General features: G+C 40.1%; 21 protein-coding genes and 1 other annotated feature. Of the genes, 1 reads left to right on the top strand and 20 read right to left on the bottom strand.

The window, feature by feature from the left end; genetic code table 11:
- Positions 1-4: 4 nt before the first annotated feature.
- The 14 genes from rplA to MHH37_RS20550 all read right to left on the bottom strand — a co-directional run bounded on the left by rplA (position 5) and on the right by MHH37_RS20550 (position 10,982).
- Positions 5-703, bottom strand: coding sequence for a 50S ribosomal protein L1 (gene rplA, locus MHH37_RS20485; protein ID WP_008406997.1), 699 nt, complete (start codon positions 701-703; stop codon positions 5-7).
- A gap of 132 nt (positions 704-835) precedes the next feature.
- Positions 836-1,261: a 50S ribosomal protein L11 gene (gene rplK, locus MHH37_RS20490; RefSeq protein ID WP_008406998.1), complete on the bottom strand. Its 426-nt coding sequence runs from the start codon at positions 1,259-1,261 to the stop codon at positions 836-838.
- Between the two features lie 180 nt (positions 1,262-1,441).
- The gene (nusG, locus tag MHH37_RS20495) at positions 1,442-1,981 is read right to left on the bottom strand and encodes a transcription termination/antitermination protein NusG (protein WP_008407000.1); all 540 of its coding nucleotides are present in this window, start codon (positions 1,979-1,981) and stop codon (positions 1,442-1,444) included.
- Between the two features lie 179 nt (positions 1,982-2,160).
- Positions 2,161-2,346: a preprotein translocase subunit SecE gene (gene secE, locus MHH37_RS20500; RefSeq protein WP_008407002.1), complete on the bottom strand. Its 186-nt coding sequence runs from the start codon at positions 2,344-2,346 to the stop codon at positions 2,161-2,163.
- A gap of 40 nt (positions 2,347-2,386) precedes the next feature.
- Complete coding sequence (rpmG, locus tag MHH37_RS20505; protein ID WP_039967164.1) at positions 2,387-2,533, bottom strand: 50S ribosomal protein L33; 147 nt, start codon at positions 2,531-2,533, stop codon at positions 2,387-2,389.
- Between the two features lie 77 nt (positions 2,534-2,610).
- On the bottom strand, positions 2,611-3,234 hold the full coding sequence (gene sigH, locus MHH37_RS20510; protein WP_169797433.1) for an RNA polymerase sporulation sigma factor SigH: 624 nt from the start codon (positions 3,232-3,234) through the stop codon (positions 2,611-2,613).
- 94 nt (positions 3,235-3,328) lie between these two features.
- Positions 3,329-3,841, bottom strand: a complete 513-nt coding sequence (locus tag MHH37_RS20515; protein ID WP_342574448.1) for an NYN domain-containing protein — start codon at positions 3,839-3,841, stop codon at positions 3,329-3,331.
- Between the two features lie 4 nt (positions 3,842-3,845).
- Positions 3,846-4,709: a 23S rRNA (guanosine(2251)-2'-O)-methyltransferase RlmB gene (gene rlmB, locus MHH37_RS20520; protein ID WP_008407007.1), complete on the bottom strand. Its 864-nt coding sequence runs from the start codon at positions 4,707-4,709 to the stop codon at positions 3,846-3,848.
- Between the two features lie 2 nt (positions 4,710-4,711).
- Complete coding sequence (locus MHH37_RS20525; RefSeq protein ID WP_008407010.1) at positions 4,712-5,125, bottom strand: Mini-ribonuclease 3; 414 nt, start codon at positions 5,123-5,125, stop codon at positions 4,712-4,714.
- Positions 5,126-6,529, bottom strand: coding sequence for a cysteine--tRNA ligase (gene cysS, locus MHH37_RS20530; protein WP_342574452.1), 1,404 nt, complete (start codon positions 6,527-6,529; stop codon positions 5,126-5,128).
- A gap of 93 nt (positions 6,530-6,622) precedes the next feature.
- Positions 6,623-6,843, bottom strand: a binding site (T-box leader).
- Positions 6,844-6,943: 100 nt separating this feature from the next.
- Positions 6,944-8,404, bottom strand: a complete 1,461-nt coding sequence (gene gltX, locus MHH37_RS20535) for a glutamate--tRNA ligase (RefSeq protein ID WP_342574453.1) — start codon at positions 8,402-8,404, stop codon at positions 6,944-6,946.
- Between the two features lie 206 nt (positions 8,405-8,610).
- Positions 8,611-9,087 carry a 2-C-methyl-D-erythritol 2,4-cyclodiphosphate synthase gene (gene ispF / locus MHH37_RS20540; protein ID WP_008407014.1) on the bottom strand — a complete coding sequence of 159 codons (477 nt, stop codon included), beginning with the start codon at positions 9,085-9,087 and terminating at the stop codon, positions 8,611-8,613.
- 121 nt (positions 9,088-9,208) lie between these two features.
- Positions 9,209-9,889 (bottom strand): 2-C-methyl-D-erythritol 4-phosphate cytidylyltransferase, encoded by a 681-nt coding sequence (ispD, locus tag MHH37_RS20545; RefSeq protein ID WP_342574454.1) that lies wholly within the window; start codon positions 9,887-9,889, stop codon positions 9,209-9,211.
- Between the two features lie 13 nt (positions 9,890-9,902).
- A complete protein-coding gene (locus tag MHH37_RS20550; RefSeq protein WP_008407019.1) occupies positions 9,903-10,982 on the bottom strand; it encodes a PIN/TRAM domain-containing protein in 1,080 nt (359 codons plus the stop codon).
- Between the two features lie 285 nt (positions 10,983-11,267).
- Between MHH37_RS20550 and MHH37_RS20555 the strand changes: the two genes are divergently transcribed.
- Positions 11,268-11,915 carry a GPR1/FUN34/YaaH family transporter gene (locus tag MHH37_RS20555; RefSeq protein WP_008407020.1) on the top strand — a complete coding sequence of 216 codons (648 nt, stop codon included), beginning with the start codon at positions 11,268-11,270 and terminating at the stop codon, positions 11,913-11,915.
- 69 nt (positions 11,916-11,984) lie between these two features.
- Here MHH37_RS20555 and radA read toward each other — a convergent pair whose 3' ends face one another.
- From radA to MHH37_RS20585, 6 genes are all read right to left on the bottom strand, one after another.
- Positions 11,985-13,358 (bottom strand): DNA repair protein RadA, encoded by a 1,374-nt coding sequence (radA, locus tag MHH37_RS20560; RefSeq protein ID WP_008407021.1) that lies wholly within the window; start codon positions 13,356-13,358, stop codon positions 11,985-11,987.
- Between the two features lie 240 nt (positions 13,359-13,598).
- On the bottom strand, positions 13,599-16,043 hold the full coding sequence (locus MHH37_RS20565; protein ID WP_014822400.1) for an ATP-dependent Clp protease ATP-binding subunit: 2,445 nt from the start codon (positions 16,041-16,043) through the stop codon (positions 13,599-13,601).
- Positions 16,040-17,137 (bottom strand): protein arginine kinase, encoded by a 1,098-nt coding sequence (locus tag MHH37_RS20570; protein WP_014822399.1) that lies wholly within the window; start codon positions 17,135-17,137, stop codon positions 16,040-16,042. The genes MHH37_RS20565 and MHH37_RS20570 overlap by 4 nt, the downstream gene beginning before the upstream one ends.
- On the bottom strand, positions 17,134-17,676 hold the full coding sequence (locus tag MHH37_RS20575; RefSeq protein WP_008407026.1) for a UvrB/UvrC motif-containing protein: 543 nt from the start codon (positions 17,674-17,676) through the stop codon (positions 17,134-17,136). The genes MHH37_RS20570 and MHH37_RS20575 overlap by 4 nt, the downstream gene beginning before the upstream one ends.
- 12 nt (positions 17,677-17,688) lie before the next feature.
- Positions 17,689-18,153: a CtsR family transcriptional regulator gene (locus tag MHH37_RS20580; RefSeq protein WP_008407027.1), complete on the bottom strand. Its 465-nt coding sequence runs from the start codon at positions 18,151-18,153 to the stop codon at positions 17,689-17,691.
- Positions 18,154-18,355: 202 nt separating this feature from the next.
- The gene (locus MHH37_RS20585; protein WP_008407029.1) at positions 18,356-18,661 is read right to left on the bottom strand and encodes a DUF4870 domain-containing protein; all 306 of its coding nucleotides are present in this window, start codon (positions 18,659-18,661) and stop codon (positions 18,356-18,358) included.
- Between the last annotated feature and the right edge of the window lie 33 nt (positions 18,662-18,694).

The raw sequence follows: 18,694 nt of genomic DNA on the forward strand, positions 1-18,694 counted from the left end.
GAAATTATTTAACTGTTACGTTAGCAGCGTCAACTTTTACAGCAGGACCCATTGTAGTTGTAACGTTTACAGACTTCATGTAAGTACCTTTTGCTGCAGCTGGCTTAGCTTTTTGAACTACTTCAAATACAGCTAAGAAGTTTTCTACTAATTTTTCTGTCTCGAAAGAAACTTTACCGATTGGTGCGTGGATGATACCAGACTTTTCAGCACGGTACTCTACTTTACCAGCTTTGATTTCTTCGATTGCTTTTGTTACGTCAAATGTAACTGTACCTGTTTTAGGGTTTGGCATTAAACCTTTAGGACCTAATACACGACCTAATTTACCAACTTCACCCATCATGTCAGGAGTTGCAACGATTACATCGAAATCAAACCAACCTTGTTGGATTTTTTGGATGTATTCTGCATCGCCTACATAGTCTGCGCCAGCAGCTTCTGCTTCTTTAAGTTTTTCGCCTTTAGCGAAAACTAATACGCGTTGAGTTTTACCAGTACCGTGTGGTAATACTACCGCACCACGGATTTGTTGGTCGTTTTTACGAGTATCGATACCTAATTTGAATGCTACTTCTACAGTTGCATCAAAGTTTACTGTGCTTGTTTTTTGCGCTAATGCTACTGCTTCTTCAACAGAGTATAAAGTAGCGCGGTCGATTAATTTAGCTGCTTCTTGCAGTTTTTTACCTTTTTTAGCCATTATAATTTCCTCCTTGATTGTGGTTGTAACGGATTTGACCTCCCACGAATAAAGGTTGCGCACTCATCAAACAAGTATCCGAGTGCAGCAACCTTCCAAAAACAAAAACATCATCAAGTGTTGAAGATGGGATTAGTCTTCGATCGTAATACCCATGCTTCGCGCAGTACCTTCAACCATTAACATAGCAGCTTCAACTGAAGCAGCGTTAAGGTCTGGCATTTTTTGTTCAGCGATTTCGCGAACTTTATCACGTTTAACCGTTGCAACTTTTTTACGGTTTGGTTCACCAGATCCAGATTGGATACCAGCAGCTACTTTAAGTAATACTGCAGCTGGCGGAGTTTTCGTAATAAAAGTGAATGAACGGTCTTCAAATACTGAAATTTCAACTGGAATGATAAGACCAGCTTGATCAGCAGTACGAGCGTTAAATTCTTTACAGAATCCCATAATGTTTACACCTGCTTGACCTAATGCAGGACCAACCGGTGGCGCTGGGTTTGCTTTACCAGCAGGGATTTGAAGTTTTACAACTTTAATAACTTTTTTAGCCACGAGACACACCTCCTTAAGTCCGTGATGTGGTAATTGGGTTACCCCTCCCACTCAAATATCTGTTCGTCAGCTAACTTGCCGATAACATTAAAACTAATTATAATCACACGCCCAAAACTTGGACAGTCTGACCTTTGAAATGATAACACTTTTAAATTGCTTAATCAAGTATAAATAATTCTATATTTTTTGAACTTGGTTAAAGTCTAGCTCCATTACTGTTTCGCGACCGAACATATCAACAAGAACTTTTAATTTTGCTTTGTCGACATCTACTTCTTCTACGCGACCTTGGAAATGTGCAAATGGTCCTTCTAGAACTTCTACAACTTCACCAACAGAAATCTCAACTTCACCTAATAAGGATTCGTTCATACCCATTTGTGCAAGCAGACGTTCCGCTTCTTCCGGTAATAAAGGAGTTGGTTTTACACCGCCGCCCGAAGAACCGATAAATCCTGTCACACCAGGTGTATTACGAACGACATACCAGGCGTCATCTGTCATAATCAATTCTACTAAAACGTAACCCGGGAAGATTTTACGCATTACCGCTTTTTTCTTGCCGTCTTCTTTTACATCGATTTCTTCATGCTCAGCTACGATTACACGGAAAATTTTATCTTGCATTCCCATCGTTTCCACGCGTTTTTCAAGATTTGCTTTTACTCGGTTTTCATAACCGGAATACGTATGAACTACATACCAATTTTTCTCCATATAGGTAGGACTAAATCGTCCGTCCCTCCTTTACATTATGTGTGTAGGGTATATATTTCCCTGATCACAAAACTTCAATAATCTATTTCTTTAAATTAAGCTGTCAGCATTTTTTAACAAATGAAAAAACCCGTTATATGGCATGGACGGGCTATTTCGAAATATTAACATGATATAGCTTACAGAGACAAGAACCAACGGAATAATTCTGAGATTCCTAAATCTATTGCTGTAAAGAATAACGCCATTACGATAACTGTAGAAACTACTACTACCGTATACTTCGTTAACTCTTTACTTTTCGGCCAACTTGTTTTGCGCATTTCTGAGCCGACTTCTTGTAAAAAGTTTGTTACTTTACTCATCTTTGCCTAACCTCCGAACAACGAATTAATCTATTTTCATTTATAACGTTTGTTTATGCATTGTATGCTCATTACAGTGAGAGCAAAATTTCTTCAGTTCTAAACGCTCGCTTGCCCCTTCTTTTTTCGGGACACTGTAGTTTCTTGAACCACATTTTTCACAACTTAAAACGACTTTCTTTGCCATGTTTATCACCTTTTCGGCAGTTTGTCCTTTAAAGACTAACACCTAAATTTCCCACTGTCAATAAAGGCTCATGGTGTTTAAGTCATTTCTTTTAGTTCAAGATGACGCTCCAATTTGCGCTTCACCCGCTGTAATGCATTATCAATGGATTTTACATGTCGATCCAATTCTTCAGAAATTTCATTATAGGATTGTCCTTCCAAATAACGAACCAACACCTGCTGTTCGAGTTCGCTTAATACTTCACCCATCTTCTCTTCCAAATAAAGATAATCTTCGCGATTAATCATCAAATACTCAGGATCGTCCGAAATAGGACTCGTAATAATATCCATCAGTGTGCGCTCTGATTCTTCATCGTAAATTGGCTTATCTAAAGAAACATATGAATTTAGCGGAATATGCTTTTGTCTAGTAGCTGTTTTAATTGCCGTAATAATTTGCCGTGTAATGCAAAGTTCTGCAAAGGCACGGAATGACGCAAGCTTGTCCTCTTTAAAATCCCGAATCGCTTTATATAAGCCAATCATTCCTTCTTGAATTATATCTTCTTTGTCCGCACCAATTAAAAAATACGACCGTGCTTTCGCCTTAACAAACAATCGGTATTTTGAAATTAAAAAATCTAACGCATCTGTATTGCCTAGATGCACTTGTTCTACAAGCTCTTCATCTGTCAAATGTTCAAAACGTAGTACCATTTGTAACTTCTCACTTTTAAGCAATGAAAATCACCTCAGTTACGCTAGAATAATTAGGAATAGTATAACTTAATTGGAAATAACGGGCAATCTATTACTTGAGCCCTCTTCTCCATTTTTCAAACTGTAGTTCCACTTCTTTTGATAGCTTGATTCTTGAGGCCGGTTTTTCCTCGGTCGATTCTTTTACTTTGGATGAAATTTTAGATTGAATAATTTGCATTTCAATTTCAAGCTCACGTGCCGATTTTCTTAATGCACCATGACCAAATACAACATTTTGTTCAGTCATATCGGATGTTGCGACGTGTATTTGGATTTTTCGCCCTTTTAATTCGTTCGATAATTTTTCAATGCGCTCGTCCGCTGTTTCGTTTTTACGTGTATAAAGCACTTCCACGGCATGCTGAATATAAAGTTGTTCAGTGCCCGGAACAAGATGCGCGTCAAATACAACAATAACACGCCAGCCTGTATGCGCTTTATACTCCGCCATTCGTTCAATTAACCGATCACGCGCATCTTCGAAGTGAGGCTCGCGTAACGGACGAAGCTCACTCCATGCACCGATCATGTTATAGCCGTCTACTAGCAATATGTTCTGCATGACCTCATCCGTTAGCTTCTTGTCGTTTGCGGTACACTTCATACATAAGTAATGCCGCTGCTACGGAAGCATTCAATGATGTTACATGACCAACCATCGGTAAGTGATATAAGAAGTCACATTTATCTTTTAAAAGACGGCTCATTCCCTTACCTTCACTACCAATAATTAATGCAAGCGGTAATGTTGCATCCATTTTACGATAATCTGCCGAACCTTTTGCATCTGTTCCGGCAATCCATACACCGCGGTCTTTTAGCTCATCCACCGTTTGGGCCAAATTGGTCACACGCACAACAGGTACATGCTCGATAGCACCTGTGGAAGCTTTAGCAACTACTGCTGTTAAACCTACTGCACGACGCTTCGGAATAATGATACCGTGTGCACCGATCGCATCTGCCGTACGCATAATCGATCCTAAGTTATGCGGATCTTCCAACTCGTCCAATATTAAAAAGAACGGGTCTTCGTTTTTTGCCTTCGCTACGTTAAATAAATCATCCAATTCTGCATAGTCATATGCCGCGACCGATGCCACAATCCCCTGATGATTTTCTGCAAGCTTATCAACTTTTTGCTTTGGTACAAACTGCACGAGGACACCTTGCTCCTTCGCTAAGTCCATTAACTCCTGTACACCCGTTTTCTTAACGCCTTCAGCAATCCATAACTTATTGATTTCACGGCCGGAGCGAAGTGCTTCAAGTACCGGGTTTTTTCCTGCAATCATTTCTCCTGTTACTTCTTCCTGGGCAGATTGCGGTTTTTCTTGTTGCTTTTTCTCATGAGTTTTAAAAGTATCTGCTTTTTTATCGCGCCCTTTAAAATCTCTTGGTTTACGATTTGGCTGTCTTTTCTCTGCCATAGTTACACTCCTTTTGCCTGTTCGACAATTTCGATTGCGTAATCGATTATTTCATTTGCGCGATGATGTTCATTGCTGAGGAATAGGAAGCCTAAAACCGCCTCAAATCCTGAGCTATTACGATATGTGCGTACATCTGTGTTTTTCGGAACAGATCCTGATTTGGCATTGCGTCCTCTACGGAAAACAGCTTGCTCTTCTTCTGTTAAATAATTTTCTTCGATCATACGATGTACAATATTGGACTGGGACTTGGCCGAAACATATTTTGTTGCCTCTTTATGCAATGTGTTAGGCTTTGCGCGGCCCGACAATATTAAATGTTCCCGAATTCTTTGTTCCAGCACGGCGTCGCCCATATAAGCGAGCGCCAGTGCATTTAGCTGTATGACATCATGTGGTGTTAAATTTTGCATTTACTGTCCTCGTTTCCAGCGTGTACCTTGACGAGTGTCTTCAAGCACAATATCCATGCCCAGCAGCTGGTCACGGATTTCATCTGAACGAGCGAAATCACGGTTTTTGCGGGCTTGATTACGTTCCTCGATTAATGCCTCAATTTCTTCATCGAGTAAGCCTGCTTCTACTTTTATATGAATACCTAGTACATTTCCAATTGTATCAAACATCGTTAAAATTGCCTGCAATACTTCTTTATCCGTATTTGCTTCGTTTAAATACACATTGGCAATATGGGAAAGTTCAAATAGCGCCGAAACCGCATTTGCTGTATTAAAGTCATCATTCATCGCGTTTTCGAAATCAACTTTAATCTGTCCAATTTTTTCAAGCCATTGCTCACTGTTATCCCCTAAACTTGCAGAAGATGTGAGACGGTGCTCCACATTCGTATAAGATGTACGAATACGGTCTAAACCATTTTTCGCTGCTTCCACTAAATCCTGAGCGAAGTTGATCGGATTACGGTAATGAACAGACAGCATAAAGAAACGCAACACTTGCGGGTCAATTTGCTGGCGGATATCATTCACTAATATAAAGTTGCCCAGTGATTTTGACATTTTTTCATTATCAATATTAATATAGCCGTTATGCATCCAATAACGCGCGAATGTTTTATCATTATGCGCTTCAGATTGGGCAATTTCGTTTTCATGGTGAGGGAATGTTAAATCCTGTCCGCCTGCGTGAATATCGATTGTATCACCTAAATGCTCACGTGCCATTACAGAACACTCAATATGCCATCCTGGACGTCCTTCTCCCCATGGTGATGCCCACTTAATTTCGCCTGCTTTCGCCGCTTTCCATACTGCGAAATCCAACGGGTCTTCCTTTTTCTCGCCGGCTTCAATACGTGCTCCTACTTTTAAATCATCGATAGATTGGTGACTTAACTTACCGTAGCCATTGAATTTACGTGTACGATAATAAACATCGCCTTGGGATTCATATGCGTAGCCTTTGTCGATCAGCACTTTTATGAACTCGATAATATCATCCATATGCTCTGTTACACGTGGATGGGCATCCGCCTTTTGGCATCCAAGCGCCGTAATATCTTCAAAGTAAGCAGCGATAAAGCGATCTGTTAAGACAGAAGTTTCTTCACCTAATTCATTTGCTGCTTTAATAATTTTGTCATCCACATCGGTAAAGTTCGAAACGAATTTCACCTCATAGCCTGCATACTGTAAATAGCGACGTACTGTATCATAGACGATTACCGGACGGGAATTCCCAATATGAATGTAATTGTATACAGTCGGTCCGCATACATACATTTTTACTTTGCCTTCCTCCAACGGAATAAATGGTTCTTTTTGTCTTGTCAACGAATTGAAGATTTGAATCGTCATATTGCCTCTCCTTTTTCATAGTGCTCTTTTCGATGTGTATTGGGTTAATTTGTCATTCCAATGAAAAAAGCGTCTCCATCACCTAAAGAAGGTGACAGAGACGCTAGATGCGCGGTTCCACTCTGGTTGAAAAAGTAGCATACTTTTTCCGCTTAAAGTCCTGTAACGTGGACAAATCGATTTAACCTACTTCAAATTCAGTTAAATACTCAAAGGTGCATTTCAGCTTTGCCTTAACCTGGATCACTTTCAGCCGGTGGTGATCCTCTCTAATAAGGGGTGCGCAGCGTACTTCTCCTTCTCAACGTGCTATCACTTATAGAATTATATTCATTTTACATCTATTTTCAGAAAAATCAATCATTTTATCCATTCTAGAGAACTGTTAAGTAAGCTCCCTATTTACATAATGGATTACTTTGCAAATTTTTCAACACGGGCAATTGTTTTTTCCTTACCGATTAAAGCAATGGCATTCGGTAATTCCGGACCATGTGTTTGACCAGTCGTCACAACACGGATTGGCATAAACAGATTTTTACCTTTTATACCCGTTTCTTTTTGTACAGCTTTAATCGCTGCTTTAATTGAAGCGGCATCAAAAGTTTCTAAAGCTTCTAATTGAGTTTTAAATGAAGCCATAACAGCCGGCACAGTTTCACCCGCTAACACTTCATTTGCTTCTTCATCATATGCAATTTCTTCTGTGAAAAATTGGCTCGATAATTCTACGATTTCTGCACCGAAGCTCATTTGCTCATGGTAAAGCGCGATTAAATCAGAAGCCCATGCATGTTGCTCTTCTGACAGCTCTTCTGGAAGTAAGCCCGCTTTTTGCAAGTGTGGCAATGCTAAAGCAACTACCTCTTCATGAGACATTTTTTTAATGTATTGGTTGTTCATCCATGTTAGTTTTGTTTTATCGAACATAGATGGTGATTTTGATAAGCGTTTTTCATCAAACAGCTTTACAAATTCGTCATGTGAGAAGATTTCCTCTTCTCCTTCCGGTGACCAGCCAAGCAATGCAAAGAAGTTAAACATCGCTTCCGGTAAGTAACCAAGGTCCTTGTATTGTGTAACGAACTGGATGATTGACTCATCACGTTTTGATAATTTTTTACGCTCTTCATTTACGATTAATGTCATATGACCATATTGCGGATATTCCCATCCGAATGCGTCAAAAATCATCATTTGTTTTGGTGTGTTTGATAAATGCTCTTCTCCACGGAATACATGTGTGATTTCCATGAAGTGATCATCCAGCACTACCGCATAATTGTATGTTGGAATACCGTTTGCTTTTACAAGTACCCAGTCGCCGATATCTTTTGATTCGAACGATACTTCACCGCGAACTAAGTCCGTGAACTGATACGTAACATTTTCAGGAACACGCATACGAATTGTGTGCGGGATACCAGCAGCTTCTTTTTCAGCAACTTCCTCAGCTGTTAAATGACGGCATTTACCATCATATGCAGGTGCAGCAACACCTTGTGCTTTTTGTTTTTCGCGTGATGCTTCAAGCTCTTCTGAAGTACAGAAACATTTATACGCTTGTCCGTTTTCCAGCATTTTTTCTGCATGCTCTTTATAAATATCAAGACGTTCCATTTGACGGTAAGGTGCATATGGGCCACCGATATCAATCGATTCATCCGGTGTAATGCCTAACCAGCGTAAGTTATCAAGTTGAGAAGCTTCCCCGCCCTCTACATTACGCTCAATATCTGTATCTTCAATACGTACTACAAAAGTACCGTTGTGATGTTTTGCATATAAATAATTGAATAATGCTGTACGTGCGCCACCGATATGTAAGAATCCTGTTGGCGATGGTGCATAACGAACGCGAACTGTTTTCGTCATAATATTGCCTCCTAATTTTAGCGTCAAAACGCTCGACCTTTTCCGCATATAAAAAATTTACTTTTATATGGATATGAACGGACATTATATTGTCCAATATCGGCACAATAGATGTCTTTTAAACTTTAACCATTCTACCACTGTAAGTTATTAAATTAAAGTAGCGTGTGCCGATTTTTGACACACGCCCTCAATTTTATCGCACTTTATGCTTTTACTAAAAGAATCGTTGCCATTGCTGCAATTCCTTCTTCACGGCCAACAAAACCTAACTTCTCTGTTGTTGTCGCTTTTACATTTACTTGCGAAGGTTCCGCATTCAGTAGTTGTGCGATACGGTTTTGCATCTGTGAAATATATGGGGCCATTTTCGGACGCTGTGCCATAATCGTACAATCCACATTGCCTAATTTATATCCGCGCTCTTCAACCATCTTCCAGATGTGTTCAAGTAACTTCGCTGAATCTGCATCTTTCCACTCCGGATCTGTATCAGGGAAGTGACGGCCGATATCCCCTTCACCAATCGCACCTAATGCCGCGTCTGTTACTGTATGTAAAAGTACATCGGCATCTGAATGACCTACTAAACCGCGCTCATGTGGAATTGTAATACCACCTAAAATTAATGGACGTCCTTCTGCAAATTCGTGAACGTCAAACCCTTGTCCAATTCGAAACATATCGTTGCTAGCCTACAAAGTAAACTAGCCTTCACCTTCTTTCTGGTAATCTCATTATCATTAGTATAATCAACTTGTCCGAAAAAAGCCTCGCAAACCTATTTTCTTTTCAAGGTATCTTCTATTTTCGTTGTTTTAAAATAGCTTCCCCAAAAATCAGATCTTCCTGCGTTGTCATTTTTACATTTTCATAACTGCATTCCACAATATGAATATCATGTCCTAAACGCTCCACGAGCATCGCTTCATCCGTTCCTAAAAAACCCACCTTTTCAGCTACATCCTCAGCTTCTGCCAGTAAATCATAACGGAACGCTTGTGGTGTTTGAACCATCCATAAAGACTCCCGGTCAACGGTTTCTTTAATAAGACCGTTATGGACGACCTTCATCGTATCCTTCGCACGAACTCCTGCAATAGCCGCTCCTTTTTCATAAGCGACTTTTGCAAGTTCGGTAATTTTCGGAATAGTAATAAAAGGTCTTGCAGCATCATGAACAAGGACAACATCCACTGCACTCATTTCTTTTATGCACGAATGCACTGAATGTTGGCGTTCTTCACCACCTGTCGGCAGGCCTTTTACTTTTGTAATATTATGTTTTTCGATGAGCGCCTGGATAAATGGCCGTTCCTCATCTTTTACGGCAAGCCAAATTCCTGTACAGTTTTCATCATGTTCAAAAACAAGAAGTGTATGAACTAAAATCGGTTTATCCGCTAAGTTTAAAAATAATTTATTTTGCCCGGCACCCATGCGCTTTCCACTTCCTGCTGCCGGCAAAACGACTTCATAACGCAAAATGCTTCACATCCTAATCCTCTTTTGGCTTGGCGAAAATCATACGCCCTGCTGATGTTTGAAGTACGCTCGTTACCGTCACTGTAATCGCCTGGCCAATATAGCTTCGGCCGCCTTCTACTACAATCATTGTACCGTCATCTAAATAGGCCACACCTTGATTGTGTTCTTTCCCGTCTTTAATGACTACGACTTGCATATCTTCACCCGGAATTACGACCGGTTTCACCGCATTTGCCAAATCATTAATATTCAATACTTGTACACGGTGCAGTTCACAGACCTTATTTAAGTTAAAATCATTCGTCAGTATTTGGGCACTCATGTTTTTGGCTAATCGAACCAACTTTAAATCCACTTCAGACACATCTTCAAAATCAACTTCCGTAATAAGTACCTTCGACGCACGTTCGTCCTGAAGCCTTTTTAAAATATCTAGACCCCTGCGACCACGCGTACGCTTCAATGTATCAGATGAATCCGCGATATGCTGTAGTTCCGTCAATACAAACTGAGGTACAACTAAAACCCCTTCAACAAACCCTGTTGCTGAAATATCAGCAATACGGCCATCAATAATGACACTTGTATCAAGTAATTTATACTGCTCCTGATCCTGAACTTCCTTGACAGAACCGTCACTCTGACGCTTTTTCGTCGATTTCCCGGAAAAAATCTGCAACAGCTCATCCCGTTTACTAAAACCTAGCCGGAAACCAAGATAACCAAGAACAATGGATAAAATAGCAGGAACAACAGCGGTAATAACCGGAATGTTCATTTGATTGATCGCGACACCGACCAATGTTGCTACACATAATCCTACGATTAAACCGAGCGTACCGAATAATAAATCCGCTGCAGGCAATTTGAATAATACTTCCTCTAACCAAGTAATTAATTTTACAAAGTAATCAGATAATGCAAACGATAAAACGAATAACAAAGCAGCACCTATCGCAACACTGAAATATGGATTATTAAGCCAAGGATTGGATGATAAGTTCATGAATGCATATAATGGCGGTAAGAAAATGAGGCCTAATGCTCCACCGATAAATAAAAATGCTACTTGAATTATTTTCTTCAACATTTGTTTCACCTCCAAGTAATAATTATACATCTAAAGTTTCATTCATGCGAAGCCCAGGTACCAAAAGCAAGGGTAAATAAACAACAAACGCCAATTGAATTCCAATATTAGGATTTTAACCATTTTTTTAGATTATTCCCTATTTTTTTTAGTTAGATTTGCGTGATATTAATTCAATAATGACGTACTTCATTCTAAATTTCCGTTCCCTGTAGCTTAAACAAACTAATGAATATATTATATTAATATAATAGAAAATTTTAACATAGAAGAGGAGAATACGTTTTGAATACTGCAAAAGAAGTAAAAATTACTACTGCTGATCCGTCTGCAATCGGTCTATTCGGTTTGGCGATTGTAACATTTGTTGCTTCCACTCAAAAGTTAGGCTGGACAGAGGGCTTAGGTTTGGTTATTCCTTGGGCAATATTTTTAGGTGGTATTGCACAATTTTACGCATCTGTCTTAGACTCAAAACATAATAATACATTCGGTACGACTGCATTCGGCGCATACGGTTTATTCTGGATGGGTGTAGGTATGAGCTGGTTCGTTCAAGCCGGTGTATTTGGTGCAACATTACAGGCATCTGTTGATACATCTCAGCTCGGTGTTGTGTATTTAGGTTATTTAATCTTTACCCTATTTATGACGATTGGTGCAGCTGAAACAAATAAAGTTCTATTCGCGATCTTTGTAATGATCGACTTCTTATTTATTGGTCTGGCATTAAGTTCATTTGGAATTATGGAGCACGGTATGCATTTATTAGCAGCATACTCTGAATTAATCATTGCTCTTTTATCACTTTACGGTGCAGGTGCTAATGTATTGAACAAGCATTTCGGCTTCAATTTCTTACCGATTGGAAAGCCTTTTGGTATTTTCACAAGAGAAGCATTTTTAAAGAAAGAAAAAACGGTAAAGGCATAATTTAAAGAGGCATGGAAATTTTTAACTTCCCATGCCTCTTTCTTGTGCGAATTATTATGAATCCGTTCACTATAAATTTTGAAAAGATTCCCGCAGTGCATCACTGATTGTTTCGACACCGACGACTTGTATGTCCGGCGGGAATTCCCAGCCCCCAATATTAGAAGCTGGAATAAAGGCGCGTTTAAACCCTAACTTTGCCGCCTCCTGTACACGTTGCTCAATTCTGGAAACACGACGTACTTCACCCGTTAAACCCACTTCACCGATAAAACAATCTGTCGGACGTACTGTCTGATCTTTAAAGCTTGATACAATACTTGTTAAGACAGCTAAATCAATCGCAGGCTCATCCAGTTTCACCCCACCCGCAACTTTTATATACGCATCCTGTGCCTGAAGCATCATGCCCATACGTTTTTCCAATACCGCCATTAAAAGCTGAACACGGTTTTGGTCAACCCCGGTTGCCATACGCTTCGGATAATTGAAACTGGTTGGTGTAACAAGCGACTGTATTTCTACCAAAATTGGGCGTGTCCCTTCCATCGATGCAACAATTGTTGAACCAGGGGCACCTTGTGAACGTTCCTGTAAGAACAGCTCGGACGGATTCAATACTTCCTTTAATCCCCCATGGAGCATTTCAAAAATTGCAATTTCATTTGTAGAACCAAAACGGTTTTTCTGACTGCGTAAAATCCGGTGGTTATGGTGACGTTCCCCTTCAAAGTAAAGCACCGTATCTACCATATGTTCTAAAATACGCGGACCGGCAATCTGTCCTTCTTTTGTAACGTGACCAACAAGAAAAATAGCGATATTTTTTGTTTTTGCAATACGCATTAATTCTGCTGTACATTCACGTACTTGTGACACACTGCCCGGCGCACTAGTAACTTCCGGATGGTGCACCGTTTGAATCGAATCGACAATGACAAATTTCGGTTGGACTTCATCGATTGTTTGATTTAAAAATTCCAGATTTGTTTCCGAGTAAATATAAAGCTCCGGTGTATGTACACCTAAACGTTCAGCACGCAGCTTCGTCTGACGTACAGATTCTTCACCGGATATATATAAAACACGTTTTCCCTGATTAGAAAGAAGTGCAGATACTTGCAGTAGTAATGTCGATTTCCCGATACCCGGATCACCGCCTATCAGCACGAGTGAACCTGGTACAATACCGCCTCCGAGTACACGATTAAATTCATTCATCTCTGTAGCGATACGTGTTTCTTCTTGTACTTCCACATGAATAATAGGGGTTGCTTTTGTAGCCGTTGTAGAATGCTGGAACGCCCCGCGTGGCCCTTTTGAGATGACTTCGACTTCTTCATTCATCGTATTCCATTCGCCACAGCCAGGACAGCGCCCCATCCATTTTGCTGCTTCATAGCCACAGCTGCTGCACATAAATTTAGACTTCTTTTTTGCCATTTCGCTAGCTCCTTCGAATGTTTGTTCCTATAATTGTACACGAAACAAAATTGAATACCCACTAATCCGTCGCAAAATTCTTTTTCGGTTAGCTTCTCATACATATAACAATTCCTGCATATCCCGTTTAATTGCGTATGTGTAACCGGCGCGTTTCGCTTGTATATGCCACCAGTACCCAGCAACTTCAGTCTGCATAAAAAAGACGAGGCAGGAACTATCCCGACTCGTCTGGTCTTGCTAATTTGTTGCTACTTTTTCTTGTGTACGTACGACAAACTCATCATTTACATAGTCAAGTACGACTGTTTGTGTTTTATCCAATGTACCTTTTAACAGTTCTTCGGATAAGCGGTCTTCCACATGTTTTTGTAATGCACGGCGTAATGGACGCGCACCATATTGTGGATCATAACCTTCTTCTGAAATTTTCTCAAGCGCTGCATCTGTAAGCTGCAGTTCGATATCCTGCTCTTTTAGACGTTTCTTTAATGAATTCGCCATTAATGATACGATTTCTTTTAAGTGATCCTTTTCTAATGAATGGAATACGATCATTTCATCAATACGGTTTAAGAACTCTGGACGGAACGCCTTTTTCAGTTCTTCCAGCATTGTGCTCTTCATGTCTTTATCTTTCGATGCATTTAAACCGGCGCCGAAGCCAACATGTTTGCGGTATTTCAGTGCATCTGCCCCAACATTCGATGTCATAATGACAACTGTATTACGGAAATCAACTACACGACCTTTTGAGTCAGTTAAGCGGCCGTCTTCCAACACTTGTAATAAGATGTTGAATACATCCGGGTGCGCTTTTTCGATCTCATCCAGCAGTACAACTGAATATGGTTTACGACGAACTTTTTCTGTTAATTGACCGCCATCATCAAATCCTACATAGCCTGGAGGTGAACCGACTAAACGAGAAGTCGAATGTTTCTCCATATACTCGGACATATCTACACGGATCATTGCATCTTCATCACCGAACATTACTTCAGCAAGTGCTCGTGCAAGTTCCGTTTTACCGACACCAGTAGGTCCAAGGAAGATAAATGAACCGATTGGACGTTTTGGATCTTTTAAGCCGGCACGGGCACGACGGATTGCACGGGAAATTGCTTCTACTGCTTCACCTTGACCAACTACGCGTTTGTGTAATTCTTCTTCAAGATTTAATAACTTCGCAGATTCAGCCTGTGCAATTTTCGAAACAGGAATTCCCGTCCACATTGCTACCACTTGTGCAATATCGTCTACATATACTGTAGATTCTTCTTTTCCTTGTTTTTCTTTCCACTCTTTTTTAAGTTGTTCAAGCTCTTGTTTCAGCTTCTGCTCCGTATCACGCAATGCAGCAGCTTTTTCAAATTCCTGTCCTGAAACAGCAGCATTCTTTTCAGACTTAATGCCTTCCAGCTTATCTTCTAACTCTTTTAAATTAGGTGGAACAGTATAAGAGCGTAAGCGCACTTTTGAACCAGCCTCATCAATTAGGTCAATTGCTTTATCCGGTAAGAAACGATCCGAAATATAACGATCTGATAATTTTGCTGCTGCTTCTACCGCTTCATCCGAAATTTTCACACGGTGATGTGCTTCATAACGGTCACGCAAGCCATTAATAATTTGGATTGTTTCTTCAACAGATGGCTCATCAACTTGGATCGGTTGGAAACGACGCTCTAATGCTGCATCTTTTTCAATATATTTGCGGTACTCATCCAATGTAGTTGCACCGATACATTGAAGTTCGCCTCGTGCCAATGATGGTTTTAAAATATTCGATGCATCAATCGCACCTTCTGCACCACCTGCACCGATCAATGTATGAAGCTCATCGATGAATAAAATAATATTGCCGGCCTGACGAATTTCATCCATCACCTTTTTAAGACGGTCTTCAAATTCCCCACGATATTTTGTACCTGCAACAACCGTTCCCATATCGAGCGTCATAACACGTTTATCGCGTAATGTTTCAGGTACCTCATTATTGATGATTTGCTGTGCCAATCCTTCTGCAATGGCCGTTTTACCTACACCCGGCTCCCCGATTAGTACCGGGTTGTTTTTTGTACGACGTGACAGTACTTCTACAACACGTGTAATTTCTTTAGAGCGGCCGATAACCGGATCAAGTGAACCTTCACGCGCCACCGCTGTTAAATCGCGGGCTAAACTATCAAGTGTTGGTGTATTTACTGTTTGCGTCATACTGGAATTACCGCTAGTGTTTGAGTCATTGTTGCCTAATAACAGTAAAACTTGTTGGCGGGCTTTATTGATACTTACACCTGTATTCGCCAATACGCGGGCAGCAACGCCTTCACCTTCACGAATTAAAGCTAATAAAATATGCTCTGTTCCGACATATGCATGCCCTAATTTACGCGATTCATCCAATGAAAGTTCGATTACCTTTTTAGCACGTGGTGTGTAGTGAACGATAGGACCTACATCTTCTGTGCCTTTCCCAACAAGTTCCTCAATGCCGGTTTCGATCATTTGAGGGCTAATATTAATTGCTTCCAAAGCTTTAGCGGCAATTCCGCCACCTTCACGAATTAAGCCAAGTAAAATATGTTCTGTTCCGATTTCTTTATGCTTAAGACGAATTGCCTCTTCTTGAGCAAGTTGTAATACCTTTTGAGCACGTTGTGTGAATCGATTAAACATCATAGAAAATCCTCTCCTTTTTCCCCATTGTTTGTAGCTTCATCTTGCTCGTTTAACTTTTCTTGCAACAGCTTCGCACGATACATGTCGCGTTCTGCCGGTTGTAACGTAGTACCAATATATTGCTGAATGAGTCCAGGTTGCATAATAAGCATGCACTCATTTAGTTTACGCTGTGAAATTGCTTCTAATAATCCTAAACTTACCCCAAGACGCACATTTGATAAACAGCTTGCCGCTTCTTCACTCGTTAAAATTTTTGCGTACTTTAACGTACCGAGTGAACGGCTTAAACGGTCTTCCAACGCGGAGGGGGCACGCATCAATAAATTTTTGCGTGCAAGCTCTTCCTTTTTGATAACTTGCTCGACAACATCCTGAAGCTCCTGTAAAATCGTTTCTTCTGATTTACCTAGTGTAATCTGATTCGAGATTTGATAAATATTGCCTAAATTTTCACTGCCTTCCCCATATATACCCCGCACAACCATTCCTAATCGTGTCATCATCTGAATTAATGGATTCATCTGTTTCATCATTGTGAGTGCAGGTAAATGGAGCATGACAGATGCTCGAAGCCCTGTTCCGACATTTGTTGGGCAACTTGTCAAATAACCATAGCGGTCTTCATATGCGTAATTAATTGACTTACTTAAGTAGCGGTCAATATTACGAGCCTTATCAAATGCTTCTTTTAAATTCATTCCTTGCGTAAGACTCTGTATACGAATATGATCCTCTTCATTTACTAATATGCTAATGGATTCATCTTTTGTTAAAAAAAATGATCCAATTTTTTTTCTTCGTGCCAAATTCGGACTGATCAAATGCTTCTCCACTAAAATTTGGCGTTGTAAAACGGGCATATCTTTTATTTGGAAATAAGAAAACTGATACGGGTTGTCATCTAAAGATAATAATGACTGCATCATTTTTTCTTCGATCATTTGTGCTTCCTGTTCTGTAAAACTAATCGGAAATCGAGTATTGGCAATATTACGAGCAAGCCGAATGCGCGTGCTAATGACGATATCTGAATCGCTTTCGTGCTGCATCCAGCTGGGACTGGCATTCGTTAAAAAATGCTCGATGTTCATGCGTTCCCCTCACCTTCCTGTTTTATTTTACTTTCCAATTCCCTAACTTCATCACGTATGGAAGCTGCATCCTCAAAACGCTCTTCCTCAATTGCTTGCTGCAGTGATGAACGAAGCTCTTGGATTTGTTGTTCCACTTTTTCTTTTGAAGGTCCTTCTTCCACATATCCTACATGCTGAGTACCTGCCTGCAGACGTTCAAGTAGCTGTGGTAATTGCTCACTAAATGTTTCGTAACATTGACCGCATCCAAATTTGCCTTGCTTTAAAAACTGTCGGTACGTAAACCCACAGGATGGGCAGGATTTTGGGCTGGCAGTATTTGTTGTCGTGCTTTCTTTCTTTGCATTCACAGGCACAAAATTAAACCAATTTGAAATAAGCTGCTGAAGAGATGCAGGCTCTTCATTTACGTCAAATTGAAATGGATGAAATTGAGTTGCACATACTTCGCAGTAGTGACGCTCGACTTTTTGACCATTGTGAACTTGAGTAACGGTAACATTGGCATGACGCTGTTTACAATGCTCACATATCATAATAATCCACCTCTACTTTTCAAAAGAAATCGTTTGTAGCATTGCGTGCATAATCCGCGCTCTTAGCTGATCACGCAACGGTAAAGCTACCTGTAATGTGACACGATCTAAAGCGGCCTTCATAATGCTTGCTTCTCGCTCTGTAATGATATCCTCTTCCAATAAACGGAAAATAATACGCTCAGCATTAGTTTGGGCTATGGCGTTACCTATTTGTGTTTCCATTTCGTCCAGTAAATTTTTCTTAGAGTGGATTGTTACACGCAAAATCCGAATATAACCGCCACCACCCCGCTTACTCTCTACATAGTAGCCATGCTCGGTCGTGAAACGCGTATTGATAACGTAATTGATTTGGGAAGGAGCACAGGCAAATTGCTTTGCTAATTCATTTCGCTTTATTTCAATATGTCCCTGTCCCTCTAATTCAATAACTTCCTTCAAATACCCTTCAATTATGTCAGATATATTCCTCATGCTGTCTCTCACCTCTCATCAACTGACTTTGACTATCTTTGACTTAAATATACAATATTTATTTTTCGAAATGCAACTAATCACTCTTGTTTTAGGTTTCCCTATTTTCACATTAATAAATCCCTATTTATGTAAAAAAGCGGTAAGGTGTTTTTTAAACAAACCTTACCGCTTTTATAAACTTTGCCAAGACGAGGATAAATTATACCCAGCGTCCGACGATTGGATAATTCCAGTGCTGATCAGACAATGCTTTAACAATACCGATGATCGGTGCAATCCAGAAGATGGCTAAAAATACTAACAGGAATGGTAAACCAATTAATATAACTGAAAGGACACCTGCAATCGCTATGAAGATACCGAATACGATTTGGAAAAGCAATGCTTGAATCGCTGTACGCTTTACTTCATCTTCAGAACTTATTAAGAAAAACAGAATCGGTACTAAGAACGGCGCAAAGAATGCACTGGCATGAATGATGATTTTCGACCATTTAGATTCCATTTGTTATCAACCTCACTTTAGTTTATTAGCTTA

Origin of the sequence: Solibacillus sp. FSL K6-1781, from assembly GCF_038630735.1 — a bacterium.
GTDB lineage: Bacteria > Bacillota > Bacilli > Bacillales_A > Planococcaceae > Solibacillus > Solibacillus silvestris.

What these genes read in the sequence shown, in the direction of transcription:
- MHH37_RS20515 (WP_342574448.1), bottom strand. Translation starts at nt 3,841, where the DNA reads ATGCAGAACATATTGCTAGTAGACGGCTATAACATGATCGGTGCATGG.
- MHH37_RS20550 (WP_008407019.1), bottom strand. Translation starts at nt 10,982, where the DNA reads ATGTTGAAGAAAATAATTCAAGTAGCATTTTTATTTATCGGTGGAGCA.
- MHH37_RS20570 (WP_014822399.1), bottom strand. Translation starts at nt 17,137, where the DNA reads ATGAACATCGAGCATTTTTTAACGAATGCCAGTCCCAGCTGGATGCAG.
- MHH37_RS20585 (WP_008407029.1), bottom strand. Translation starts at nt 18,661, where the DNA reads ATGGAATCTAAATGGTCGAAAATCATCATTCATGCCAGTGCATTCTTT.
- MHH37_RS20525 (WP_008407010.1), bottom strand. Translation starts at nt 5,125, where the DNA reads ATGCAAAATTTAACACCACATGATGTCATACAGCTAAATGCACTGGCG.
- MHH37_RS20565 (WP_014822400.1), bottom strand. Translation starts at nt 16,043, where the DNA reads ATGATGTTTAATCGATTCACACAACGTGCTCAAAAGGTATTACAACTT.
- MHH37_RS20575 (WP_008407026.1), bottom strand. Translation starts at nt 17,676, where the DNA reads ATGATATGTGAGCATTGTAAACAGCGTCATGCCAATGTTACCGTTACT.
- gltX (WP_342574453.1), bottom strand. Translation starts at nt 8,404, where the DNA reads ATGACGAAAACAGTTCGCGTTCGTTATGCACCATCGCCAACAGGATTC.
- sigH (WP_169797433.1), bottom strand. Translation starts at nt 3,234, where the DNA reads ATGGTACTACGTTTTGAACATTTGACAGATGAAGAGCTTGTAGAACAA.
- rlmB (WP_008407007.1), bottom strand. Translation starts at nt 4,709, where the DNA reads ATGGCAGAGAAAAGACAGCCAAATCGTAAACCAAGAGATTTTAAAGGG.
- ispF (WP_008407014.1), bottom strand. Translation starts at nt 9,087, where the DNA reads ATGTTTCGAATTGGACAAGGGTTTGACGTTCACGAATTTGCAGAAGGA.
- cysS (WP_342574452.1), bottom strand. Translation starts at nt 6,529, where the DNA reads ATGACGATTCAAATCTTCAATTCGTTGACAAGACAAAAAGAACCATTT.
- rplA (WP_008406997.1), bottom strand. Translation starts at nt 703, where the DNA reads ATGGCTAAAAAAGGTAAAAAACTGCAAGAAGCAGCTAAATTAATCGAC.
- rpmG (WP_039967164.1), bottom strand. Translation starts at nt 2,533, where the DNA reads ATGGCAAAGAAAGTCGTTTTAAGTTGTGAAAAATGTGGTTCAAGAAAC.
- secE (WP_008407002.1), bottom strand. Translation starts at nt 2,346, where the DNA reads ATGAGTAAAGTAACAAACTTTTTACAAGAAGTCGGCTCAGAAATGCGC.
- radA (WP_008407021.1), bottom strand. Translation starts at nt 13,358, where the DNA reads ATGGCAAAAAAGAAGTCTAAATTTATGTGCAGCAGCTGTGGCTATGAA.
- nusG (WP_008407000.1), bottom strand. Translation starts at nt 1,981, where the DNA reads ATGGAGAAAAATTGGTATGTAGTTCATACGTATTCCGGTTATGAAAAC.
- MHH37_RS20580 (WP_008407027.1), bottom strand. Translation starts at nt 18,153, where the DNA reads ATGAGGAATATATCTGACATAATTGAAGGGTATTTGAAGGAAGTTATT.